The organism is Leclercia sp., assembly GCF_036780805.1.
Taxonomy (GTDB): Bacteria; Pseudomonadota; Gammaproteobacteria; order Enterobacterales; family Enterobacteriaceae; genus Enterobacter.
In genome coordinates this window covers 1-23057 of the sequence record NZ_DAIQCE010000012.1, presented here as the reverse complement: position 1 = coordinate 23057, position 23057 = coordinate 1, and the positions used below count along the sequence as shown (strand labels likewise).

Genomic DNA, 23057 nt, shown 5'->3' with positions numbered 1-23057 from the left:
CGTGGAAAAGTAACTGTAGCGGGAATAAAGAGATTTGACTATGCGCGCAGTCTAAGGTGTGCGATCGATTTTTACGGCGTGTTTTTACGACAGTAAAGCGAGGGGACGTTTGATGCAGCAAAAAGCCAGGCTCCCCGATACTCATCAATCATCAGGCTTAGCTCTCTTCCCGGCGTGCGATAGAAGCCCGGCAACGTTGCATTGATATCAGCCTCATCCGCCTTATCGGCAAAGGTTTTAACAATACGAACGTTATTTAAAACGCGCGAGTTCTGATGATCGCTGTAATGGAAATAGATGGTACGGTTTACTTCAGAAACCGCATGGCCAAATAATTTACCGTTAATGATAGTGGCCCCTTCCCGATGCTGCATTTGCCAGGAAACCGTGCCAACGAATCGGTTTTTGCCAATCGTCCATTCCACATTTCCCGTACAACGTATCGGCGTACTCGACAAATGCGAATACGCTAGCCAGCCGCTGGTAACGACAGCCCCCAGAAATGCCACCAGCAAAATAATACGGTTGCGGAACTTTATCATTGTTCATGCGCCCAAAAATAATGAGTGGTACAAAACGCTGCCGTATCCCGTCGCGCATCGTTATTACAGACAAACGCCGCGATTCGCTCCGTTTTACTATAGCCGGTGAGAAAAACGTATCGTTTTTCGGCACACAGGCCGGGGTAATTGTTTAACAAGCGCAAGTAATGGTCCTGCATATGCTCGTTGGGTGCATAGAAAAGTTGGCAGGTGCCGATTCGGGTGCTCGTTGAAAGTGGAATATAGTTGTTAAACGGCATGGTCAGGCGATGTTTATATAGCACCGCCCCGTTGATAAGCACGATCAGTAAAAGCGCAACGGTGGTTATTATCAGCCAGGTTGGCCTCTGCGTTGTGATGCCATCGACTATTGCCGTGTCTTTATGCACGATTACCGGCTCAGAGGATGGGATAAATATTTCAACCTGTGTTGTTTCGGAAAGCATCAGCCCGCGGCGCGAAATGGTTTTTACCGTATCACGCGGTAACCCCACCTCAGCCAGTGCATTACGCAATGTCAAAATGGCCTGATAAAAAGTATTCGGTGTGGTAACGTCATTGCGCTCACCCCATCCCACCACCATTAACTGATTTTGTGAAATAATTTCGCCAGGATGGGTAACGAGGTACAGAAAACAGAGATTGGCAGGAAGCTGCAATTGTACCGTACGCCCGGTAATATGATTCACTAGGGTTTTGTTTTCTGAGTCATATTCGACCAGCTTGTTAATGAGATACAATTTTCCTTTCCTCTGCAATAACAATATTTAACCCTACACACTCAAAATACATACGTATATTTAACAACAGTATAGGCCAGAGAAGATTAAGCCGCGACACCACCTTATCTAAGATTAAAAACAAAACATTATTTTTCAAGTTTTTACCCGGCATTTTTCTTAGGTTTATCTCATCTAAAACGACATAATGAGATTTTATTACACTTCGCCAGGCTAACTACTTATATTGAGTCACCACCAGGGAATAGACGGACGTTACGGCTGATTGAAGAAACAAATTTTTAGCTATTAGTGCTATTTCGAAAATATTCTTTCGGGATTTTTTTTGCCGAATAATCTTAACGGATTGACGAATATTCCTGGAATACTTCGGTCAACTGATGTTCTTTCGCTATAGCTAGGGTCTATAAAAATAGATGCCACCAGGAATTTATTTTCCCGGGCGCATTTTTTCACAAACAAGACCGGACCGCCATATATGTTTCAAGATTGACACATTTGAACGGCAGTGAAATATTGACCATGAAAATAAGACAGGAGTGGACTGGATGATAACATCGTCGCAAAAGATTGTCCGCTGTATAAGCTGTGAATTGTCCTGTCAGTTATTTCCAGATAAGACAGTACGATCACAATACTGTGACAGCGCCTCGTTCGCGGTTTGGCCGATGGGTAATCATTTTTTGGAGATTGCAGTAGCAGATAAGATATTGCGAAGAAACAAGAATCACTTATCCCGTGGTTTTATTTTTGTAGATTTTTCGATGTACCACCTTCGCATACTTGCAAATCCGCAATGGATTGAGCGTCTGTCGATAACTAACATGAACATCGTTATTATCACTGACCGCAAACTGGAGGCGCTGGCTAATTATTTATTTACTCACCGCAGTGAAATAAAGGGAATTATTTATTCGGATGATAATGACGTTGTATTACAGGAAAAAATAAAGAATATTTTCTCCGGAAGACGTTTAAACAGCAGACGAGGAAATAGCTTGAATGCTATCGAATTCATGTTGCTAAACCGATTTATGGCAGGAGTATGCCTCCAGGGGATTATAGAAACAAACAGTATTGATGTAAAAAAAATTTATGTTCATAAAATACGATTAGAGAGGAAGTTAGGTACCCGCATTCATAAAATTCTCGTTTCTATTTTGTAATTTCAATTCCTTAACACACCCACATTTAATGATGTGGAGGATGTTCTACGCCTGAAAGAAAGGGGCAGTTATGCCATATTTAATGAAACACTCACCTGTCGCTGTTGCGATTTCGCTGGCGTTATCGTCAGCGTTATTCACGGTGAATGCTGCGGTAATAGATTTTGCTAATTTACCTTCCTCCGGAGCGGTAACGGATTTACCTGCAGATATACAGGCTCTAATACCGGCAACGGCAAATGCGAACTTTAGCAAAAATACTACCGATCCTAACTATGTCTATCAGTACAGCCCGGGTAATATCCCGATCTACGGAGATGGGATCACGCTCGAAGGGCCAGGGATGGAAGCCTTTGAGCATTCCATAACCGTTATTCAGAACGCCACGACCGGCAGCCCGGGCGTAATATTTGGTGATGATCTGACTATTCGCACCCAGTCAAAAGTGGCCGCCAATAATGGTAAAGATGTCGACGGCATTCGTACCCATGGTATGAACACGCCGGACAATCCGGTGTTTATCATTACCGGCGATCGCACCCACATTTACGTTAATGGCCAAAGCGGCGACGGCATTAATGCCGGGTATAGCTCCTTCAGCCAGGGATCTCTCGGCTCCGCCAATATTTATGTAGGTGACGACCTCTATATCGAAACCACCGGCAGCACCGGCCGCGGGATTAGCGCCTATGCACTGAATGACGCGTCGAAGGCCAAAAATAACGTTATCGTCGGCGATCGTGCGCATATTGTTACGCGTGGCACCTACGCCGAGGGGATCCGCACCAACCAGAGCGGCTCATATGTCCGTCTGGGTGATGAAGCAACCATCGAAACGTTCGGCGCATCGGCCTACGGCCTGTATGCGGGTTCAGCCTCAAAAATAGAGCTGGGAAAAAATGCGACCCTTACCACCGATGCAGGCAGTGCGTCCGGGGTTTATTCTACCGGCTCGTCAACGATCGCCCTGGATGAAGGCGCCACAATCGTCACCAACGGTGCCAGCGCGCATGGCGTCTATGCCTACACCGGTGCGGTGAATCTTGGCGATAACCTCACTATTGCGGTAAACAGCAGCGCTAAAACAAGCAGCTCCGCGCAGGCCCCGCACGGGCTCTACGCCTGGTCACGCGGGGTGATAACGCTGGCGGGTGGCGCAAAGATTACCACCGCAGGCCAGCGCGACAGCGGCAGCTATGTCATGAACGCGGGTAATGGTGGGGTTATTGATGCATCCGCTGGCGGTAAATTCATCCTCAACGGCGATATTCTCTCCGCAGGAGGCATCGCGGCCACCAGCACGCTTCCGGCACAAAACAGCACTATTACGCTGACAATGGATGACAACTCACAGTGGAACGGGGCCTCCTTCATTGAGAGCAATGCTGCAGGCAGTGGCACCATCGCACTTACGATGAATGATGCCGTGTGGAATATGCGAGACAGCTCCACGCTGACCAGCCTGACGCTGAATGCGGGCGGCACGATTAATTTCCAGCATCCCGAAGATGCAGCGTGGCAAACCCTGACCATCAGCGATGATTACATCGGCAACGGCGGCAAGCTGGTTTTCAATACCGTGCTGTTTGACGATACCTCTGAAACGGACAAACTGATCGTCGAAGGAAATACTTCCGGTCATACCGGGATTGAAGTGAATAACATTGGCGGTACCGGCGCGCAAACCGTAGAAGGGATTGAGATTATTAGCGTTGGCGGCAACTCTGATGGGACGTTTGAGAAGGCCAGCCGTATCGTGGCGGGGGGTTATGACTATAACGTGGTGCAAAAAGGGAAAAACTGGTTCCTGACCAGCCTGGTTGAACCCGTGGATCCACCTGTCGACCCTGTTGACCCGCCCGTTGACCCGGTAGATCCGCCGGTCGATCCTGTAGACCCACCGGTCGACCCCGTAGACCCACCGGTTGATCCGGCTGTTCCGCCGCAGGAACCGGTACCGCCCGCTGTGCCGCCGAAAAGCGAGCACCAGTATCGCCCGGAATTTGGCAGCTATCAGGCGAACAGCTATGCGGCAAATACGCTCTTTATGACCCGCCTGCACGATCGTCTGGGTGAAACGCAGTACACCGACATCCTCACGGGTGAACAAAAAGTGACAAGCCTGTGGATGCGTAACGTCGGCGGCCACACGCGTTTTAAAGACGGCAGCGGCCAGTTAAAAACCATAGCCAATCGCTACGTGCTCCAGATAGGAGGAGATGTGGCGCAATGGAGTTCCGACGGTCTGGATCGCTGGCATCTTGGCCTGATGGCGGGCTACGGCAACAGTCAGAGCCGGAGCGTTTCCAGCCTGACCGGATACCACTCGCGTGGCGACGTTAATGGCTACAGCCTGGGCCTGTACGGCACCTGGTACGCAAACGAAGCGGATAAAAGTGGCACCTACGTTGATAGCTGGATGCTCTATAACTGGTTCGATAACAAGGTGATGGGGCAGGAGCAGGCCACTGAGAATTATCGCTCAAGTGGCGTAACCGCCTCTGTCGAAGCGGGATATAGCTTCAAGGTAGGCGAAAGCGGCCGCAACAGCTACTGGCTCCAGCCAAAAGCGCAGGTGGTGTGGATGGATGTGCAGGCTGACGACCATCGCGAACGCAACGGCACGCGGGTGAAAGACGAAACCAATGGCAACCTGATGACCCGTCTTGGCGTGAAGGCTTATATCCGCGGGCATAACGCAATTGACGACGGTAAATCCCGTACCTTCCAGCCGTTTATTGAGGCGAACTGGATCCACAATACCCAGACCACACGCATTCGCATGGATGATGTCAGCAATGAAATGCGCGGTACGCGCAATATCGGTGAACTCAAAACGGGTGTTGAGGGACAGATTACGCCGCAGCTTAGCGTCTGGGGTAACGTGGCTCAGCAGATAGGCGATAAAGGCTACAGCGATACCCAGGGCATGCTGGGGGTGAAATACAGCTTCAAATAATGACAAAAAGCCGCTGAAATCAGCGGCTTTTTTTTACTACGAATAGAAGACCGTATTAATCTTCTTTCGGGCCGCGCATGGCGCGTTTACGATCGTTCTCAGTCAGGTGACGTTTACGGATACGGATAGAAGTAGGCGTCACTTCTACCAGCTCGTCGTCATCGATGAATTCCAGAGCCTGCTCCAGAGTCATCTTCACTGGTGGAACCAGAACCGTTGCTTCGTCAGTACCGGACGCACGCATGTTGGTCAGTTTCTTACCGGTCAGGCAGTTTACAGTCAGGTCGTTAGAACGGCTGTGAATACCGATGATCTGGCCTTCGTAAACTTCTGCACCGTGACCCAGGAACAGCTTACCGCGGTCCTGCAGGCTGAACAGGGCGAACGCAACCGCTTTACCCTGACCGTTGGAGATCAGAACGCCGTTGTTACGCTGGCCAACTTCGCCCGGACGAACGTCGTCGTAGTGGCTGAAGGTGGAGTACAGCAGACCGGTACCAGAAGTCATGGTCATGAACTCTGAACGGAAGCCGATCAGGCCACGGCTTGGGATCACGTAGTCGAGACGTACGCGGCCTTTGCCATCTGGATTCATGTTTTTCAGGTCGCCTTTACGCTCACCCAGTGCCTGCATGACAGAACCCTGGTGTTGCTCTTCGACGTCCAGCGTTACGTTTTCGAACGGCTCTTGTTTACGGCCGTCGATTTCGCGGAAGATTACTTTCGGACGGGAAACCGCCATCTCGAAACCTTCACGACGCATGTTCTCGATCAGAACAGACAGGTGCAGCTCACCACGACCCGATACACGGAACGCATCCGCATCCGGGGTTTCTTCAACGCGCAGCGCAACGTTGTGCACCAGCTCTTTGTTCAGGCGGTCAAGGATCTGACGAGAGGTAACGAACTTACCTTCTTTACCACAGAACGGAGAGGTGTTGACGTTGAAGAACATGGTTACGGTCGGTTCATCAACAGACAGGGCTGGCAGCGCTTCAACCGCTTGCGTATCGCAAATGGTGTCGGAGATGTTCAGCTCGCCCAGACCGGTGATCGCGATGATGTCGCCAGCTTCAGCAATGTCGCTCTCGATACGCTCAAGGCCCAGGTGAGTCAGTACTTTACCGACTTTACCGTTACGGGTTTTGCCTTCGCTATCGATGATAGTGACCTGCTGGTTAGGCTTCACTTTACCGCGCTTGATACGACCAATGCCGATAACGCCAACATAGTTGTTGTAGTCGAGCTGAGAGATCTGCATCTGCAGAGTGCCTTCAACGTCAACGTTCGGCGCAGGAACACGGTCAACAATCGCCTGGTACAGCGGGGTCATGTCTTCAGCCATGTCTTCGTGGTCCAGACCCGCGATACCGTTCAGCGCAGAAGCGTAAACGATAGGGAAGTCCAGCTGCTCGTCGGTTGCGTCGAGGTTAACGAACAGGTCGAAGACCTGATCAACAACCCAGTCAGGACGCGCGCCAGGGCGGTCAACTTTGTTGATAACCACGATTGGCTTCAGACCATGGGCAAATGCCTTCTTGGTTACGAAGCGCGTCTGCGGCATTGGGCCATCCATTGCGTCAACGACCAGCAGCACGGAATCGACCATGGACATTACACGTTCAACTTCACCACCGAAGTCGGCGTGCCCCGGGGTATCAACGATGTTGATACGGTAGTCATTCCATTTGATAGCGGTGTTTTTAGCGAGGATGGTAATCCCACGCTCTTTCTCCAAATCGTTGGAGTCCATCACGCGTTCTTGAGTTTCGGCACGTGCATCGAACGTACCGGATTGCTGCAGCAGCTTATCAACCAGGGTAGTTTTACCATGGTCAACGTGCGCGATGATGGCGATATTACGCAGATTTTCGATCACAACTTTGCCTCAGGCATTTAGAAATAGCGCGTTATTGTACACGGATTAAGCGCACTACAAAACAGGATCACAAACATCCCCCGCAAACAAGTATCGCAGAGATGCTTTGTGATCGCTTTCACGGAGCGGTAAAAGGGCACTTTAACGTAAATTGCACCAATATGGTGCTCAATGTTCACATTGAAGCACTATACTGGTGCAACAAAACCATCGTGGTGCAGCCCTTTTGCACTATGGTGCGCATGATAGCGCCTTTTTGGGGTGTTTTAAAAGTTGGCACAGATTTCGCTTTATAAAAAATACGGCAACCAAAGGCAACATCGCCTGCCTTACACAGAATTTGAAGACCTCGTTACCACGACGACAATGACCAATCTGGAGAGTTAAGTATGTCCGCTGAACACGTTTTGACGATGCTGAACGAACATGAAGTGAAGTTTGTTGATCTGCGCTTCACCGATACCAAAGGCAAAGAACAGCACGTCACTATTCCTGCTCATCAGGTGAATGCCGAATTCTTTGAAGAAGGCAAAATGTTTGACGGCTCCTCGATTGGTGGCTGGAAAGGTATCAACGAATCCGACATGGTGCTGATGCCAGACGCATCCACTGCGCTCATTGACCCGTTCTTCGAAGAGTCTACCCTGATCATCCGTTGCGATATCCTCGAGCCAGGCACCCTGCAGGGCTACGACCGCGACCCGCGCTCTATCGCTAAACGCGCTGAAGAGTACCTGCGCTCCACCGGCATCGCAGACACCGTTCTGTTCGGGCCAGAGCCAGAGTTCTTCCTGTTCGACGACATCCGTTTTGGTGCGACCACTTCCGGTTCCCACGTTGCTATCGATGATATCGAAGGCGCATGGAACTCCTCCACCAAATACGAAGGCGGTAACAAAGGTCACCGTCCTGCTGTTAAAGGCGGTTACTTCCCGGTTCCACCGGTCGACTCTTCACAGGACATCCGTTCTACCATGTGTCTGATCATGGAAGAGATGGGCCTGGTTGTTGAAGCACACCACCATGAAGTTGCGACTGCTGGCCAGAACGAAATCGCCACCCGTTTCAACACCATGACCAAGAAAGCGGACGAAATTCAGATCTACAAATACGTTGTTCACAACGTTGCGCACCGTTTCGGTAAAACCGCGACCTTTATGCCAAAACCAATGTTTGGTGACAACGGTTCCGGTATGCACTGCCACATGTCTCTGTCCAAAAACGGGACTAACCTGTTCTCTGGCGACAAATATGCCGGTCTGTCCGAGCAGGCGCTGCACTACATCGGTGGTGTTATCAAACACGCTAAAGCGATCAACGCCCTGGCGAACCCAACCACCAACTCCTACAAGCGTCTGGTCCCAGGCTACGAAGCACCAGTAATGCTGGCGTACTCTGCCCGTAACCGTTCTGCTTCTATCCGTATCCCGGTGGTTGCGTCTCCGAAAGCACGTCGTATCGAAGTGCGCTTCCCGGATCCAGCGGCTAACCCATACCTGTGCTTCGCAGCGCTGCTGATGGCGGGTCTTGACGGTATCAAGAACAAGATCCACCCGGGCGAAGCCATGGACAAAAACCTGTATGACCTGCCGCCAGAAGAAGCGAAAGAGATCCCACAGGTTGCAGGTTCTCTGGAAGAAGCACTGAACGCGCTGGATGCAGACCGTGAGTTCCTGACTGCTGGCGGCGTGTTCACTGATGAAGCGATCGACGCTTACATCGCGCTGCGTATCGAAGAGAACGACCGTGTTCGCATGACGCCACACCCGGTTGAGTTCGAACTGTACTACAGCGTTTAATCTTCAATCCCTGTCGCGCGGCTTTTTCCGCGCGAGATTGATAGCCGTTTTTTTTGTTGCCGTGGAAACTTTTCAGCCCATCTTCGGATGGGCTTTTTTCTCCGCCAACACGCTGATCTCACGCGCTTTTAAAACCAGAAACGCTATACTGCACTAAAATAGTGCAAACAACTCCAGGAGACTGCTGAATGGCAACTGGCACGCTGCCCGATGCTGGGCAGATCCTCAATTCTCTTATCAACAGCATTTTACTGGTCGACGACGATCTGGCGGTGCATTACGCCAATCCTGCGGCCCAGCAGCTGCTTGCCCAGAGTTCGCGCAAACTGTTTGGCGCGCCGCTACCCGAGCTGTTGAGTTATTTTTCTCTGAATATCGGCCTGATGCAGGAGAGCCTGCAGGCAGGACAAGGCTTTACCGATAATGAAGTCACGCTGGTGATCGACGGACGCTCGCATATTCTCTCCCTGACCGCGCAGCGGCTGCCGGAAGGCCTGATCCTGCTGGAGATGGCACCGATGGATAATCAGCGTCGCCTGAGCCAGGAGCAGCTCCAGCATGCCCAGCAGATTGCAGCCCGCGACCTGGTGCGCGGTCTCGCCCATGAGATTAAAAACCCGCTCGGCGGCCTGCGCGGCGCGGCGCAACTGTTAACCAAAGCTCTGCCCGATCCGGCGCTGGCGGAATATACCAACGTCATCATTGAACAGGCCGATCGCCTGCGCAATCTGGTGGATCGCCTGCTAGGCCCACAGCAGCCCGGGATGCACGTCACCGAAAGCATCCACAAGGTGGCTGAGCGCGTCGTCAAACTGGTGTCGATGGAGTTGCCGGACAACGTCAGGCTGATTCGGGATTACGATCCGAGTCTGCCGGAACTGCCGCACGATCCCGACCAGATTGAACAGGTGCTGCTGAACATCGTGCGCAATGCCCTGCAGGCATTAGGGGCGGATGGCGGAGAAATTATTCTGCGTACCCGCACCGCGTTTCAGCTCACCCTGCACGGGACGCGCTACCGTCTGGCGGCCCGCATCGACGTGGAAGATAACGGCCCGGGCATCCCCTCCCATTTACAGGACACGCTGTTTTACCCGATGGTCAGCGGCCGTGAAGGCGGGACCGGGCTCGGCTTATCGATTGCCCGTAATTTGATAGATCAGCACTCCGGCAAAATTGAATTTACCAGTTGGCCGGGTCATACCGAGTTTTCGGTTTACCTGCCAATCAGGAAATAGAGGGTTAGGTTATGCAACGAGGGATAGTCTGGGTAGTTGATGACGATAGCTCCATCCGCTGGGTGCTTGAACGTGCGCTTACCGGAGCAGGATTAAGCTGCACCGCTTTTGAAAGTGGGGCCGACGTGCTGGATGCACTCACCACCAAAACCCCGGACGTGCTGCTGTCCGATATCCGTATGCCGGGGATGGACGGGCTCGCGCTGTTAAAACAGATTAAGCAGCGCCACCCGATGCTGCCGGTCATCATAATGACCGCGCACTCCGACCTGGATGCGGCGGTCAGCGCCTACCAGCAGGGTGCGTTCGATTATCTGCCAAAACCCTTCGATATTGACGAAGCGGTGGCGCTGGTTGAACGAGCCATCAGCCACTATCAGGAACAGCAGCAGCCGCGTAACGCCCCGGTATTCGGTCCTACCACCGATATCATTGGCGAAGCGCCGGCGATGCAGGATGTGTTTCGCATCATTGGCCGCCTGTCACGCTCCTCCATCAGCGTGCTGATTAACGGCGAATCGGGTACCGGGAAAGAGCTGGTTGCGCATGCCCTGCATCGCCACAGCCCGCGTGCTAAAGCCCCGTTTATCGCCCTGAATATGGCGGCGATCCCCAAGGATTTGATTGAGTCCGAGCTGTTTGGTCACGAAAAAGGGGCCTTTACCGGCGCTAACACCATTCGTCAGGGCCGCTTTGAGCAGGCCGACGGCGGGACGCTGTTTCTGGATGAGATCGGGGATATGCCGCTCGACGTCCAGACGCGGCTGCTGCGCGTGCTGGCGGACGGTCAGTTCTACCGCGTGGGCGGCTATGCGCCGGTCAAAGTCGATGTGCGCATTATTGCCGCCACCCACCAGAACCTCGAGCTGCGCGTCCAGGAGGGGAAATTCCGTGAGGATTTATTCCACCGCCTGAACGTCATCCGCGTTCACCTGCCGCCGCTGCGCGAGCGCCGGGAAGATATCCCGCGTCTGGCACGTCATTTCCTGCAGGATGCGGCCCGCGAGCTGGGAGTGGAAGCCAAACTGCTGCATCCGGAAACCGAAGCCGCGCTGACGCGTCTGGCCTGGCCGGGCAACGTGCGTCAGCTGGAAAATACCTGCCGCTGGTTAACGGTGATGGCAGCAGGCCAGGAGGTGCTGATTCAGGATCTTCCGCCGGAGCTTTTCGAAACCCATGTTCCTGAAAGCAGCACCGGCCAGTCCCTGCCCGACAGCTGGGCCACGCTGCTGGCGCAATGGGCCGATCGCGCCCTGCGTTCCGGTCATCAAAATCTCCTCTCCGAGGCACAGCCCGAGATGGAACGCACCCTGCTCACCACCGCGCTGCGCCATACCCAGGGCCATAAACAGGAGGCAGCACGCCTGCTCGGCTGGGGTCGCAATACCCTGACGCGTAAGTTAAAAGAGCTGGGAATGGAGTGATATTTTCTGCTGTGTAAAGAGAGTTAGCCTGGCGCAAACTGGCGTTATTTTGCGCTTTACTGTTCCGATGAGTTGAGTATCATCTTGCCCGGGAAAACGGGGGGATCATCATGCTGGAATCAATCTTCACTATGTTGTCTGGCGGGGCAGTCGAAAGCCATACGCCGCAAACGGCAGTTGCAGCGGTGCTGTGTGCGGCGCTGGTTGGGTTGTTTAGCTAGCGAGTTGGCGATGAAAAGCCGGGTGGCGCTTCGCTTACCCGGCCTACATTTCGCACTTTTGTAGGCCGGGTAAGGCGAAGCCGCCACCCGGCATTGCAGTTTAAATCACCCGCGAGAACTGCTGCAGGCGCGCTTTCTGACGCAGGTAGGCGTCAAAGCACATGCAGATATTACGAATCAACAGACGCCCTTTCGGCGTGACCTCAATCTCCCTCTCCGTGACATCCACCAGCCCATCTTTCGCCAGCGGCGCCAGCAGCTTCATATCTTCAGCAAAGTAGTCGCTAAACTGCAAACCCCACTGCGCTTCAACATCGCTATAGTCGAGGCGGAAGTTGCAGATCAGCGCTTTTATCACGTCCCGGCGGATGCAGTCGTCGCGGGTTAAGGCAATACCGCGCCACAGGGCGTTGCCGGTTTCATCCACCTGCTGATAATAGTGCTTTAGCTCTTTCTGGTTCTGCGCATAGCAGTCGCCAATCATGCTGATGGCCGAAACGCCCATCCCCAGCAGATCCGTATCGCCCTGGGTGGTGTAACCCTGGAAGTTACGATGCAGAACACCCTCGCGCTGCGCAATGGCCAGCTCGTCATCCGGGCGGGCAAAGTGATCCATGCCGATAAACTGGTAGCCGGTCTCGGTCAGAGAGGTGATGGTTTCCTGCAGGATATCCAGCTTTTGCTGGGCAGAAGGCAGGTCGGCATCCTTAATTTTACGTTGGGCAGCAAACAACGTCGGCAGATGCGCATAGTTGAAGACGCTCAGGCGATCGGGATTAAGCTCCGCCACGCGCTTCAGCGTGAAGGCAAAGCTTTCGGGCGTCTGCTTTGGCAGGCCATAAATGAGATCGATATTGGTTGAAGTGAAGCCAATCTCCCGCGCGTGATTCAGCAGAGCGAAGATGAACTCTTCATCCTGCTCGCGGTTGACCAGGCGCTGGACCTCTTTGTTGAAGTCCTGCACGCCCATACTCAGGCGGTTGAATCCTTCCGTGCGTAAGTGATCCAGTACATCCAGCTCAATTTCGCGCGGATCGACCTCGATCGAGATTTCCGCATCCGCATCGAAGCGGAAGTTATCCCGCAACAGGTTCATCAGGCGGCTGATTTGCGCTTTATTCAGATAGGTCGGTGTACCGCCGCCCCAGTGAAGCTGGCTGACATGGCGACCGGTAAACTGCGGCGCGCGATGCAGGATCTCCTGCTCAAGCGCATCCAGATACTGATCCGCTTTGTGCTGCTGGCGGGTCACAATTTTATTGCAGCCGCAGAAGTAACAGAGCTTATGGCAGAACGGGATGTGAACATACAGAGAGAGCGGACGGTCAGGGTAACGCGCAACCGCCTGCTGAAAATGGCTATCACCGAAGGCGTCGGAAAACTCCAGCGCGGTTGGATAAGAGGTATAACGCGGCCCGGAATAGTTATATTTTTGGATCAGAGCCAGATCCCAGTCGATGGTTGGTACAGACATGTTCACTCCTTCCGTTGGTGTCGCGTTCGTATACGGCGGCCCGTTCTGGCCCCTGTGCGGGCCACGAATCGGGTGCGCAGCCACTTCTGTCGCCGCGACAACCGCCGTAGTTTAACGAATAACCACACCAGATAACATATAACCGGAAGGGTTATAAGCAGGACGATAAAGCCTGCCGGGTGCAAATGTTAGTTTCCACCTTTCAGCAGGCGCATCATGTCTTCCTGCTTCTCTTCTTCTTCCTCTTCCTCTTCATCGTCGTAAGAGAGGCCAAGCTTCTGCATCAGTTCATCGATGCGGTCCAGTTTGGCATCCACCCATGACTGCTCTTCAGCATTCAGGGTTTCACCCTCTTCAAGACGTTCCAGCAGCGCGTCCAGGCGCTCATCATTCTCCAGCAAATCCAGCTCAGCCTGCGGTGAAAGCATAGGTTTCTCGCTCTTGGGTTTGTGCTGCCTGGTGACCGGGGCATCGGTCACGCCTAATGGAACAGGTGTTTTACTGCCGATACGTGGATCTTTCTGCTGCTTATTTTTCGCAGACGCGCCTGATGATGCACCGCCACTCGCGCGGCTGCCCGCAGCATGGCCACGATGCTTTTTATCGCGTTTGCGATCGCGCGCTTCCTGATTCAGTTCTTCGCGCGTTTTGCGGCGTGCTTTTGCTGGACGTTTATCGCCTGCAGCGGAGGTCGGTTTTTTCATGGTGTATTGTCTTAACGTCGTTTTCTTGAGTATAGAATTGCGGCGAAATCTAGCAGAAAGCAAGCAAAGAAAAAAGGCGACAGAGCAATCTGTCGCCTTTTTTCCTGACTCACAACCCGTTATGGGTCTGACAATCCCTGTTTGCTGACAACTAACCCTGTTTTTCCGTTAGCAGGTACCGTCCGTGATATGTTCCGTTTCCCTTTTCAACGCCTCCAGGCGTGCGTCTTCCTGACTATCCTTTGTCTTCGCCTCCTGGCGCTCCTGACCCTTATCCTTAAGTCCGCTTCCTGTCGGCATCCTCGCCGTTGAACGCTACTTTACCTTGTCCGGCTAAACCTACAACCCACAAGCACCGTAGCTATACGACTTTCAGATTAAGACTAAGCGTTAATGATTTGATTTTAATGATTTTGATTTTTTAACGCTCTGCGACTTTTCTTAAATCTCCCATAGTAAAAAGGGCAGATCTCTTACAAACTCCAGGGTTTTTACTTACAGCCGGGTCGCCGATGGGAAAAGCCTTTTCTCTCTGTTCAGGTATAATCCCCCCAACGTTACGAATTTCTGGAGACAACCACGTGACCAACCTGAATTATCACCAGACGCATTTTGTGCTCAGTGCGCCTGATATTCGCCATTTACCCGCCGATACGGGTCTTGAAGTGGCATTTGCTGGCCGGTCCAACGCGGGGAAATCCAGCGCTCTGAATACCCTGACCAATCAGAAAAGCCTGGCCCGTATCTCTAAAACGCCTGGCCGTACCCAGCTGATTAACCTGTTTGAAGTTGCCCCAGGCAAACGCCTGGTTGACCTGCCGGGCTATGGCTACGCCGAAGTTCCCGAAGAGATGAAAATCAAGTGGCAGCGCGCCCTGGGCGAATACCTGGAAAAACGCCTGTGCCTGAAGGGTCTGGTGGTGCTGATGGATATTCGCCATCCGCTTAAAGATCTCGATCAGCAGATGATCCACTGGGCCGTCGAAAGCGGGATCGAGGTGCTGGTGCTGCTGACCAAAGCCGACAAGCTGGCAAGCGGCGCGCGTAAAGCGCAGGTGAATATGGTGCGTGAAGCGGTGCTGGCGTTCAACGGCGATATCCAGGTTGAAGCTTTCTCTTCACTGAAGAAACTCGGCGTGGATAAACTGCGTGAGAAGCTGGATCGCTGGTACAGCGAGCTGGAGCCTGCGACAGAAGCGGAAGAGTGATAATAAGCGCGGCGATGTCCGCGCTTTTTTTTGCGCTGAATTTTTCTTTGCCGCAATAAAAAACGCCCCAGTCATTACTGACTGGGGCGGCTAAAATATTCAGCCAAATCCGATTACGTGAAGTAAAAGGTCTGAAAGATAGAACATCTTACCTCTGTACCCTACGCGAATAACTCTACCCTTTTTTAGACTATAGACAAAGCACTTTTTGTAGTTTTTTTTCATTCTTTACATAGGGAATTCTAATGATCATCACAAAACGTTCATAGATATGTTGCTTACTTACAGAAACTGTTCATATCCCAGAAAGCGTTAGTGAGCCTGATCCCAGTTTTCTCCGCTGCCCACTTCCACCAGCAACGGCACATCCAGTTTCACGCTGTTTTCCATCAATTCATGGATCTTTTTCGAGACGGATTCCAGATCGTCTTTATGCACTTCGAACACCAGTTCATCGTGCACCTGCATGATCATACGAACCCGCGGTTGCTCTTTCTCCAGCCAGTCATCAACGGCGATCATGGCACGTTTAATGATATCCGCCGCTGTCCCTTGCATCGGGGCGTTGATGGCTGCGCGCTCGGCACCGGCGCGGCGGGCTGCATTGCTGGATTTGATATCCGGCAGATAGAGGCGACGCCCTTCCAGCGTTTCGACATAGCCTTTTTCTTTCGCCTGGGCACGGGTGTTCTCCATGTACTGCAGCACGCCCGGATAGCGTTCGAAATAGAGATCCATGTACTTCTGCGACTCTTTACGCGGGATATTGAGCTGACGGGAGAGGCCGAAGGCGCTCATACCATAGATGAGGCCAAAGTTGATCGCTTTTGCGCTGCGGCGCTGCTCTCCGGTCACGCTCTCCAGCGACATACCAAACACTTCAGCAGCCGTGGCCCGGTGGATATCCTGACCTTCCGCAAAAGCGGTCAACAGGCCTTTATCGCGGGACAGGTGCGCCATAATACGCAGTTCAATCTGTGAGTAGTCGGCAGAGACAATAACGTAGTCCTGCGGCGCAATAAACGCCTGACGGATACGACGCCCCTCTTCATTACGCACCGGAATATTTTGCAGGTTAGGATCGGTAGAGGACAGTCGCCCGGTAGCCGCCACCGCCTGATGATAAGAGGTATGCACGCGGCCCGTTTTCGGGTTGATCATCAGCGGCAGCTTATCGGTGTAGGTCGATTTCAGCTTTGCCAGCCCGCGGTATTGCAAAATCACTTTCGGCAATGGATAGTCCAGCGCCAGTTCCTCCAGCACCTCTTCCGAGGTGGACGGCGCGCCGCCCGGGGTCTTCTTCAGCGGCTTAATGCCCTGCTTTTCAAACAGGATGGTCTGTAGCTGCTTGGTGGACGAGAGATTAAACGGCTCGCCGGCGATCTCATGCGCTTTTTGCTCAAGTTCGTTCAGGCGCAACGCGATCTCTTCCGAGTGCTTATGCAGCACAGCCGGGTCGATCTTCACGCCGTTGCGCTCAATCCGGGACAGAACCGGCACCAGCGGCATCTCGATATTCTGGAACACGTTCAGCGGCCCGGCGTGTTTTTGCAGCTTCGGCCACATTTTTAAATGCAGTTGCAGCGTGACGTCGGCATCTTCTGCCGCGTAGTGTCCCGCCTCTTCCAGCGCGATCTGGTTAAACGTCAGCTGGTTCTTACCCTTACCCGCGATCTCTTCAAAGGTGACGGTTTTGTGCTTCAGCCAGCGATCAGAGAGTGAATCCATATCGTGACGACCGGCGACGCTGTCGAGGATATAGGACTCCAGCATGGTATCAAAAGCGATCCCCCGCAGCTCAATGCCGTAGTTCTGCAGGATGCCGCGGTCGAATTTCAGGTTTTGCCCTACCTTGAGCGCTTTTTCGTCTTCGAGGATCGGCTTGAGGAGTTCGAGTACGCGTTCGCGGGCGATCTGGTCAGGCGCATCCAGATAGTCGTGGGCGACCGGCACATAGGCGGCAACACCAGGCTCAGTGGCAAAGGAGAGACCCACCATATTGGCGGAGACATTATCGAGGCTGTCGGTTTCGGTATCAAAAGCGAACACCGGCGCCTGCTTTAATTTTTCAATCCAGCCCAACAGCTGTGCTTCATCGAGGATGGTTTCGTAATGTTCAGAAGAGAGGACGCTGGCTTCTTCTTCCGGCTCCTCTTCTGCATCAATCACCAGCGTCTCTTTTGGCTTAGTGGCCGGTTTCGCCCCTTTCGCCTGCAGCCATTTCCCCGCTTCGAGATCGGTTATCCAGCGTTTGAATTCATACTGCTTAAACAGGCCCAATAGCTCTTCGGCGGCAGGTTGCTGCACTTCCAGCTGTTCGCAGGTCAGATCCAGTTCAACGTCGGTTTTAATGGTTGCCAGCTGATAGGAGAGGTACGCCACCTCTTTGTTTTGCTCGAGTTTGGCGGCCATGGTTTTGGCGCCGCGGAAGGTTAACCCGGCAATTTTGTCCTGCTCGCTATACAGCGTATCCAGCCCACCCAGCCCCTGCAGCAGTGCCTGGGCCGTCTTCTCGCCCACGCCCGGCACGCCCGGAATGTTATCGGAGGAGTCGCCCATCAGGGCGAGGAAGTCGATGATCAGTTCCGGCGGCACGCCATACTTGGTCACCACCTCTTCCGGCCCGAGGATAGTATTGGTCATGGTGTTAATCAGGGTGATCCCCGGCGTAACCAACTGCGCCATGTCTTTATCACCGGTACTGATCAATACCGGACGGCCCAGCTTCTCGGCTTCCCGCGCCAGCGTACCGATCACATCGTCCGCTTCTACGCCCGAGACGGCCATTAAAGGCAGACCCATCGCTTTCACCATCTTGTGCAGCGGCTCAATCTGCGCGCGCAGATCGTCCGGCATCGGCGGGCGATGAGATTTGTAATGTTCAAACAGCTCATCCCGGAAAGTTTTGCCTTTCGCATCGAAAACCACGGCGGCGTGGCTCGGCTGATACTGCAGGATCAAGCTACGCAGCATGTTCAGCACGCCATACATTGCGCCCGTAGGTTCTCCCGCGCTGTTAGTCAGCGGAGGAAATGCATGATACGCCCGATAGAGGTAAGACGAACCGTCGACGAGAATAAGCGGGTTTTCGGGGATCTGAACCATAATGTCCGTGCCTTTGAGTAATTTATGGATAAAGGATGCCACAGAAGGATGAAAACATCAGTTTTTCGCGGCCAATACAGCCAAAGATTTTGCGATCCTGAGGATCGCTCGCAAATAAATTCTGTGGATAAGTTTGTGAATATTTTCTGCGCCCTGGACTAAATGTGCTATCCAACGACCGCTGATAAAATATTTATTCTTATTAATCAATATATTATTATTTGATCGCGATCTCATATTTCTGATTGATGACATTTTACTCCATGTGGATATAAGCCACGCAGGATCCGCGCCACAGAATTTTTCTCCAACAAGCATGCAAATCAGAATTCCCGCCGGGTAAAAGCGCCATCCTTAGAGCGTTTTCTGGTAAGATCAGCGCCCGGTGTCTGTTTATCAGGCGCTAATTATAGCTAACTACCTGAAAACACTCATCATGTCGAGACTGCTGGCTGCGATCATACTTTTGTTAAGTATCGCATTAACTATTCTGGTCACCATCGCCTGTTCTGTGCCGATCATCATCGCCGGAATCATTAAACTGCTCTTACCGATCCCCATCGTCTGGCGTGCAGTCTCTGCTTTCTGCAACTTCATGATGTACTGCTGGTGTGAAGGCCTTGCGGTGCTTCTGCGCCTTAACCCGCATCTGAAGTGGGATGTTCAGGGTCTGGAAGGGCTTAACAAGAAAAACTGGTATTTGCTCATCTGCAACCACCACAGCTGGGCCGATATCGTGGTGTTATGCGTGCTGTTCCGCAAACATATCCCGATGAACAAATATTTTCTTAAGCAGCAGCTCGCCTGGGTGCCCTTTATTGGTCTGGCCTGCTGGGCGCTGGATATGCCTTTCATGAAACGCTATTCGCGCAGCTATCTGATTCGCCATCCTGAGCGCCGCGGCAAAGATGTTGAAACAACCCGCCGCTCGTGCGAGAAGTTTCGCGCGCACCCTACGACGATCGTCAATTTTGTTGAAGGCTCTCGCTTTACCAACGAGAAGCAGCAGCAAACTCGCTCGCCGTATGCCAACCTGCTGCCGCCTAAAGCGGCCGGAATCGCCATGGCGCTTAACGTGCTGGGCCAGCAGTTCGATAAGTTACTGGATGTGACGCTCTGCTATCCCGAAAATGATAAGACGCCGTTTTACGATATGCTCAGCGGCAAGTTAACCCGGATCGTAGTGCGTATTAATCTGGTGCCTGTGGCGGAAGAATTACATGGGGATTATGTCAGCGATAAGAACTTTAAGCGGCGTTTTCAGCTCTGGTTGAATACCCTATGGAGTGAGAAAGACGCGCTGATAAACAACATTAAAGCGGAATACAACAACGCCGGTCATTGACCGGCGTTTTCTTTATTACTTCTGCTCAACCAGATACTTCACGGTATCGGCATATTGCTGGACGAAGATGTCCATGCTGCTGGTATCCATGCCCTGCATATTCAGCTGATATTTGCCGTTAACATACATGGCTGGCACGCCGCGCAGCTCCAGATCGGCAGCCGCTTTTTCCTGCTGCGCCACCAGAGATTTCACGACAAAGCTATTCCAGGCTGCGTCGTATTCTTCACCTTTAACACCGGCATCAACAAATACTTTACGGATATCGGCAGTGGTCTGGACGGTCTGGGTTTTCTGAACCGCTTCAAACATCGGCGCAGTAATTTTGTCTTCCACACCCAGCGCCATCGCAACGGCCCATGCCTGCGTCAGGTCTTTGCCCAATGGGCCAAGGAACTCAACGTGATACTTGGTCATTTTGGTGCCTTCTGGCAGCTTTTTCTTCACGCTATCGGAAACGTGCAGAACCTGCTCGAACTCATAGCAGTGCGGGCAGTAGAATGAGAAGAACTCCAGAACCTGAGGTTCTCCGGCAACCGGTTTTTCGAGGGTAATATACTGCTTGCCATCGGTAAACTGTGCAGCCGATGCGCTAAAAGCCAGAATCATACCTGCCAGCGCCAGCCATATTTTTTTCATAATCAACTCTCTCCTGGGTGTGTTCGATTAATACATTGGCGTTAATTGCAAAGGGGGTTCCTGGAGAACCTTTACCTGTTCAATAAATGTGGATATCTGGTTACGCCAGTAATCTTCCCCGGTAAGCCACGGGAAGTTTCTGGGAAAAGCGGGGTCGTCCCAACGCCTGATTAACCATGCAAGATAATAAACAAAACGCATGGCGCGTAAAGGTTCGATTAATGCAATTTCGTCTGAATCAAAAGAGCTGAATTCTTCATAGGCCTCGATAATCGTCTCGAGCTGCATCCGCTGCTCGGCTTTATCGCCATTCAGCAGCATCCAAAGATCCTGAACGGCAGGTCCCATTCGCGCATCATCGAGATCGACAAATAACGGCCCATCGCGCCAGAGGATATTTCCGGCATGGCAATCGCCGTGCAGACGCAGCGTTGCTACATTGTTATCCCAGCGCGGTATGATGGCATTAATTAAGTTATCCGTTGCGGCAAGGAATTGCGCCTTCAGCCCTGAAGGGATGAGCGTGGAGGTCTCAAATACCTGACGTGGTTCCAGCAAGTATTCCTGAATGCCGATGCCAGGGCGCGCGGTAAATGCGCTTTTCTGCCCCGTCTGATGAATGCGGCCTAAATAACGGGCAACCCACTCCATCTGATCGATATTATCCGCTTCAAATTGCCGGCCACCGAGGCTTGGGAAGACAGCAAAATAAAAACCCTGGTGCGACAGCAGGGACTGATTATTGAATTTGAGAGGAGCGGCGACGGGAACATCATCGGCCACCAGGTCGAGAGCGAACTGATGCTCTTCCTGAATTTGTTCAGCTGACCAGCGCTGCGGGCGATAAAATTTCACCACAAAGCGCCGGCGATCCTCGTCCTGAAACTGATAGACACGGTTCTCATAGCTGTTTAAAGGAGTCAGGCCTGAGTCCACCCGGATGCCCTGTTCAAACAGCGCATCCATAATGGTATCCGGGTGTAAGGTCTGGAAAGTAAAAGCCTGGTCGTTCATCCGATCATCCGGAAATTATACGAATGATTGAGGATATCATTTAACGGCGTTTACGGTGGTGCCTCTTACAAGGTTTTACTCTTTAATTACGCCACGCGCGCGCAGCAGTGCGGTTTTGAAATCTTCTTCGTAATCTTTCTGAATACCCGGGATCACCGCATCTTTGCCTGAATCACGCATTTTCAGGTGATAGATCAGGATGTCATCAGAAAGGTCGGTCAGCTCACCGTCATAACCTGACTCCTGCGCCAGTTTCTGTAAGAATTGCATCAGGTTGAGTTCTGGCTCTTTCTGCCAGGCTGGCTGGAGGAGTTCAATAACTTCGTTCAGACGTTTACATTTCATGGTAATACTCCTTTCATTTAGAGTGACACGTTAGCAGGGTCAATCCCACAAGAAAAGAGGCGATATTGTTGAGCCAGATAAGCAGCATCACCGGGGTGGTATTAGCCGGAGGCAAAGCGTCCCGCATGGGTGGAAAAGATAAAGGTTTGCAGGAACTGGACGGCCTGCCGTTATGGCAGCACGTTGCGCGAACGCTGCATAAGCAGGTCGACACGCTCGCCGTCAGTGCCAACCGTCATATCGCCACTTATCAGGAAAGCGGGTATCCCGTTTACGCGGATCTCCTGACTGGTTACCCTGGGCCGCTGGCGGGCATGCTTTCAGTCATGCAGCAGTGCGACGCGGAGTGGTTCCTTTTCTGCCCTTGCGATACTCCCTTTATCCCGAATTGTCTGGTTGAGCGGCTGGTGAAAAACAGAGGTATGGCCCCTGTAGTCTGGGCGCACGATGGCGATCGCGATCATCCCACCATTGCATTAATGCACCGCCAGTTGATGCCAAAACTACAGGACTATTTAGCCGCAGGCGAGCGACGGGTAATGGTCTTTATGCGGCAGGCTAGCGGGCATCACGTTGATTTTAGTGATATGAAACAGGCGTTTATTAATATGAACACCCTCGAAGAGATGCAGACAGCCCCGAGGCACAAATGATACCGGTATTAGCCATTGCCGCCTGGAGCGGTACGGGGAAAACCACCCTATTAAAGGCCATCATTCCGGCACTTTGTGCCAGAGGTGTGCGCCCGGGGCTGATCAAACATACCCACCACAACATGGATGTTGATACGCCAGGGAAGGATAGCTATGAGCTTCGCAAAGCGGGTGCGGCACAAACCCTCGTCGCCAGTAGTCAGCGATGGGCCTTAATGACTGAAACCCCCGACGAAGAGGAGATCGATCTGGCCTATCTCATCAGCCGGATGGATCATTCGAAGCTGGATCTGGTTCTGGTAGAAGGGTTTAAGCATGAGCCGGTGGCAAAGATCCTGCTGTTCAGAAGCGGTGCCGGACATGACATTAATGAGTTAACGCTTGATGAGCATATCATCGCGGTGGCGAGTGACATTCCACTGTCGCTTCAGATACCGGTGTTGGATATCAATAATAACGAGGCGATCGTGGATTTTATCCTGCAATGGATGAAGACATTGTAGCGTGTAGGCCGGGCAAGCGCAGCGCCGCCCGTTTTTTTAAGGCACAACGCAAAAAGGCCATCCTTGCGGATGGCCTTTTTACTTGTTTGATGCCTGGCA

20 protein-coding genes are annotated in these 23057 nt (G+C 52.4%); 10 read left to right on the top strand and 10 right to left on the bottom strand.

The genetic code is table 11. The features are described 5' to 3' along the window. Positions 1-71 precede the first annotated feature (71 nt). On the bottom strand, positions 72-542 hold the full coding sequence (locus V7Q49_RS19885) for a hypothetical protein (RefSeq protein WP_333854667.1): 471 nt from the start codon (positions 540-542) through the stop codon (positions 72-74). After that, the gene (locus V7Q49_RS19880; RefSeq protein WP_333854666.1) at positions 539-1282 is read right to left on the bottom strand and encodes a winged helix-turn-helix domain-containing protein; all 744 of its coding nucleotides are present in this window, start codon (positions 1280-1282) and stop codon (positions 539-541) included. Before V7Q49_RS19880 ends, V7Q49_RS19885 begins: the two co-directional genes overlap by 4 nt. A gap of 548 nt (positions 1283-1830) precedes the next feature. Between V7Q49_RS19880 and V7Q49_RS19875 the strand changes: the two genes are divergently transcribed. Together V7Q49_RS19875 and V7Q49_RS19870 are read left to right on the top strand one after the other, a co-directional pair. Beyond that, the gene (locus tag V7Q49_RS19875; RefSeq protein ID WP_333854665.1) at positions 1831-2448 is read left to right on the top strand and encodes a helix-turn-helix transcriptional regulator; all 618 of its coding nucleotides are present in this window, start codon (positions 1831-1833) and stop codon (positions 2446-2448) included. 70 nt (positions 2449-2518) lie between these two features. Continuing rightward, complete coding sequence (locus V7Q49_RS19870) at positions 2519-5407, top strand: autotransporter outer membrane beta-barrel domain-containing protein (RefSeq protein ID WP_333854664.1); 2889 nt, start codon at positions 2519-2521, stop codon at positions 5405-5407. A 55-nt stretch (positions 5408-5462) separates the two neighbouring features. Here the strand turns inward: V7Q49_RS19870 and typA are convergent, their stop codons facing one another. Beyond that, the gene (gene typA / locus V7Q49_RS19865; protein WP_333854663.1) at positions 5463-7286 is read right to left on the bottom strand and encodes a ribosome-dependent GTPase TypA; all 1824 of its coding nucleotides are present in this window, start codon (positions 7284-7286) and stop codon (positions 5463-5465) included. Positions 7287-7675: 389 nt separating this feature from the next. On the opposite strand from typA, the gene glnA reads away from it, so the two are divergent. From glnA to V7Q49_RS19845, 4 genes are all read left to right on the top strand, one after another. Further along, a complete protein-coding gene (gene glnA / locus V7Q49_RS19860; protein ID WP_333854662.1) occupies positions 7676-9085 on the top strand; it encodes a glutamate--ammonia ligase in 1410 nt (469 codons plus the stop codon). A 188-nt stretch (positions 9086-9273) separates the two neighbouring features. Next, on the top strand, positions 9274-10323 hold the full coding sequence (glnL, locus tag V7Q49_RS19855; protein ID WP_142487613.1) for a nitrogen regulation protein NR(II): 1050 nt from the start codon (positions 9274-9276) through the stop codon (positions 10321-10323). An 11-nt stretch (positions 10324-10334) separates the two neighbouring features. Beyond that, the gene (glnG, locus tag V7Q49_RS19850) at positions 10335-11747 is read left to right on the top strand and encodes a nitrogen regulation protein NR(I) (protein WP_032615423.1); all 1413 of its coding nucleotides are present in this window, start codon (positions 10335-10337) and stop codon (positions 11745-11747) included. A gap of 110 nt (positions 11748-11857) precedes the next feature. Further along, positions 11858-11968, top strand: a complete 111-nt coding sequence (locus V7Q49_RS19845) for a YshB family small membrane protein (protein WP_333854661.1) — start codon at positions 11858-11860, stop codon at positions 11966-11968. A 100-nt stretch (positions 11969-12068) separates the two neighbouring features. On the opposite strand, the gene hemN is transcribed toward V7Q49_RS19845, so the two are convergent. Both hemN and yihI read right to left on the bottom strand, forming a co-directional pair. Beyond that, positions 12069-13442 (bottom strand): oxygen-independent coproporphyrinogen III oxidase, encoded by a 1374-nt coding sequence (gene hemN, locus V7Q49_RS19840; protein ID WP_333854660.1) that lies wholly within the window; start codon positions 13440-13442, stop codon positions 12069-12071. Between the two features lie 188 nt (positions 13443-13630). After that, the gene (yihI, locus tag V7Q49_RS19835) at positions 13631-14146 is read right to left on the bottom strand and encodes a Der GTPase-activating protein YihI (protein WP_333854659.1); all 516 of its coding nucleotides are present in this window, start codon (positions 14144-14146) and stop codon (positions 13631-13633) included. Between the two features lie 581 nt (positions 14147-14727). Here yihI and yihA point away from each other — a divergent pair. Further along, on the top strand, positions 14728-15354 hold the full coding sequence (gene yihA, locus V7Q49_RS19825; RefSeq protein WP_333854658.1) for a ribosome biogenesis GTP-binding protein YihA/YsxC: 627 nt from the start codon (positions 14728-14730) through the stop codon (positions 15352-15354). 99 nt (positions 15355-15453) lie between these two features. Here yihA and V7Q49_RS23585 read toward each other — a convergent pair whose 3' ends face one another. Next, positions 15454-15501: a spot 42 RNA, inhibition of DNA synthesis gene (locus V7Q49_RS23585; protein ID WP_071892919.1), complete on the bottom strand. Its 48-nt coding sequence runs from the start codon at positions 15499-15501 to the stop codon at positions 15454-15456. A 165-nt stretch (positions 15502-15666) separates the two neighbouring features. Beyond that, positions 15667-18459 carry a DNA polymerase I gene (polA, locus tag V7Q49_RS19820; RefSeq protein WP_333854657.1) on the bottom strand — a complete coding sequence of 931 codons (2793 nt, stop codon included), beginning with the start codon at positions 18457-18459 and terminating at the stop codon, positions 15667-15669. 436 nt (positions 18460-18895) lie between these two features. Between polA and V7Q49_RS19815 the strand changes: the two genes are divergently transcribed. After that, on the top strand, positions 18896-19804 hold the full coding sequence (locus tag V7Q49_RS19815; protein ID WP_333854656.1) for an acyltransferase: 909 nt from the start codon (positions 18896-18898) through the stop codon (positions 19802-19804). Positions 19805-19819: 15 nt separating this feature from the next. On the opposite strand, the gene dsbA is transcribed toward V7Q49_RS19815, so the two are convergent. The 3 genes from dsbA to V7Q49_RS19800 form a co-directional block, all read right to left on the bottom strand. Then, positions 19820-20443: a thiol:disulfide interchange protein DsbA gene (gene dsbA / locus V7Q49_RS19810; protein WP_333854655.1), complete on the bottom strand. Its 624-nt coding sequence runs from the start codon at positions 20441-20443 to the stop codon at positions 19820-19822. Between the two features lie 27 nt (positions 20444-20470). Further along, positions 20471-21457, bottom strand: coding sequence for a serine/threonine protein kinase (locus V7Q49_RS19805; RefSeq protein WP_333854654.1), 987 nt, complete (start codon positions 21455-21457; stop codon positions 20471-20473). A gap of 75 nt (positions 21458-21532) precedes the next feature. Next, positions 21533-21802 (bottom strand): YihD family protein, encoded by a 270-nt coding sequence (locus V7Q49_RS19800; protein WP_106995726.1) that lies wholly within the window; start codon positions 21800-21802, stop codon positions 21533-21535. A 68-nt stretch (positions 21803-21870) separates the two neighbouring features. Between V7Q49_RS19800 and mobA the strand changes: the two genes are divergently transcribed. Both mobA and mobB read left to right on the top strand, forming a co-directional pair. Beyond that, positions 21871-22455: a molybdenum cofactor guanylyltransferase MobA gene (mobA, locus tag V7Q49_RS19795; protein WP_333854652.1), complete on the top strand. Its 585-nt coding sequence runs from the start codon at positions 21871-21873 to the stop codon at positions 22453-22455. Next, the gene (gene mobB / locus V7Q49_RS19790; RefSeq protein WP_333854650.1) at positions 22452-22958 is read left to right on the top strand and encodes a molybdopterin-guanine dinucleotide biosynthesis protein MobB; all 507 of its coding nucleotides are present in this window, start codon (positions 22452-22454) and stop codon (positions 22956-22958) included. The genes mobA and mobB overlap by 4 nt, the downstream gene beginning before the upstream one ends. Positions 22959-23057 lie beyond the last annotated feature (99 nt).

Coding starts and splice junctions, on each gene's coding strand:
- V7Q49_RS19805 (WP_333854654.1), bottom strand. CDS start 21,457: ATGAACGACCAGGCTTTTACTTTCCAGACCTTACACCCGGATACCATT.
- glnA (WP_333854662.1), top strand. CDS start 7,676: ATGTCCGCTGAACACGTTTTGACGATGCTGAACGAACATGAAGTGAAG.
- hemN (WP_333854660.1), bottom strand. CDS start 13,442: ATGTCTGTACCAACCATCGACTGGGATCTGGCTCTGATCCAAAAATAT.
- polA (WP_333854657.1), bottom strand. CDS start 18,459: ATGGTTCAGATCCCCGAAAACCCGCTTATTCTCGTCGACGGTTCGTCT.
- V7Q49_RS19875 (WP_333854665.1), top strand. CDS start 1,831: ATGATAACATCGTCGCAAAAGATTGTCCGCTGTATAAGCTGTGAATTG.
- V7Q49_RS19815 (WP_333854656.1), top strand. CDS start 18,896: ATGTCGAGACTGCTGGCTGCGATCATACTTTTGTTAAGTATCGCATTA.
- mobB (WP_333854650.1), top strand. CDS start 22,452: ATGATACCGGTATTAGCCATTGCCGCCTGGAGCGGTACGGGGAAAACC.
- glnL (WP_142487613.1), top strand. CDS start 9,274: ATGGCAACTGGCACGCTGCCCGATGCTGGGCAGATCCTCAATTCTCTT.
- V7Q49_RS19845 (WP_333854661.1), top strand. CDS start 11,858: ATGCTGGAATCAATCTTCACTATGTTGTCTGGCGGGGCAGTCGAAAGC.
- V7Q49_RS19800 (WP_106995726.1), bottom strand. CDS start 21,802: ATGAAATGTAAACGTCTGAACGAAGTTATTGAACTCCTCCAGCCAGCC.
- glnG (WP_032615423.1), top strand. CDS start 10,335: ATGCAACGAGGGATAGTCTGGGTAGTTGATGACGATAGCTCCATCCGC.
- V7Q49_RS19885 (WP_333854667.1), bottom strand. CDS start 542: ATGATAAAGTTCCGCAACCGTATTATTTTGCTGGTGGCATTTCTGGGG.
- V7Q49_RS19870 (WP_333854664.1), top strand. CDS start 2,519: ATGCCATATTTAATGAAACACTCACCTGTCGCTGTTGCGATTTCGCTG.
- yihI (WP_333854659.1), bottom strand. CDS start 14,146: ATGAAAAAACCGACCTCCGCTGCAGGCGATAAACGTCCAGCAAAAGCA.
- dsbA (WP_333854655.1), bottom strand. CDS start 20,443: ATGAAAAAAATATGGCTGGCGCTGGCAGGTATGATTCTGGCTTTTAGC.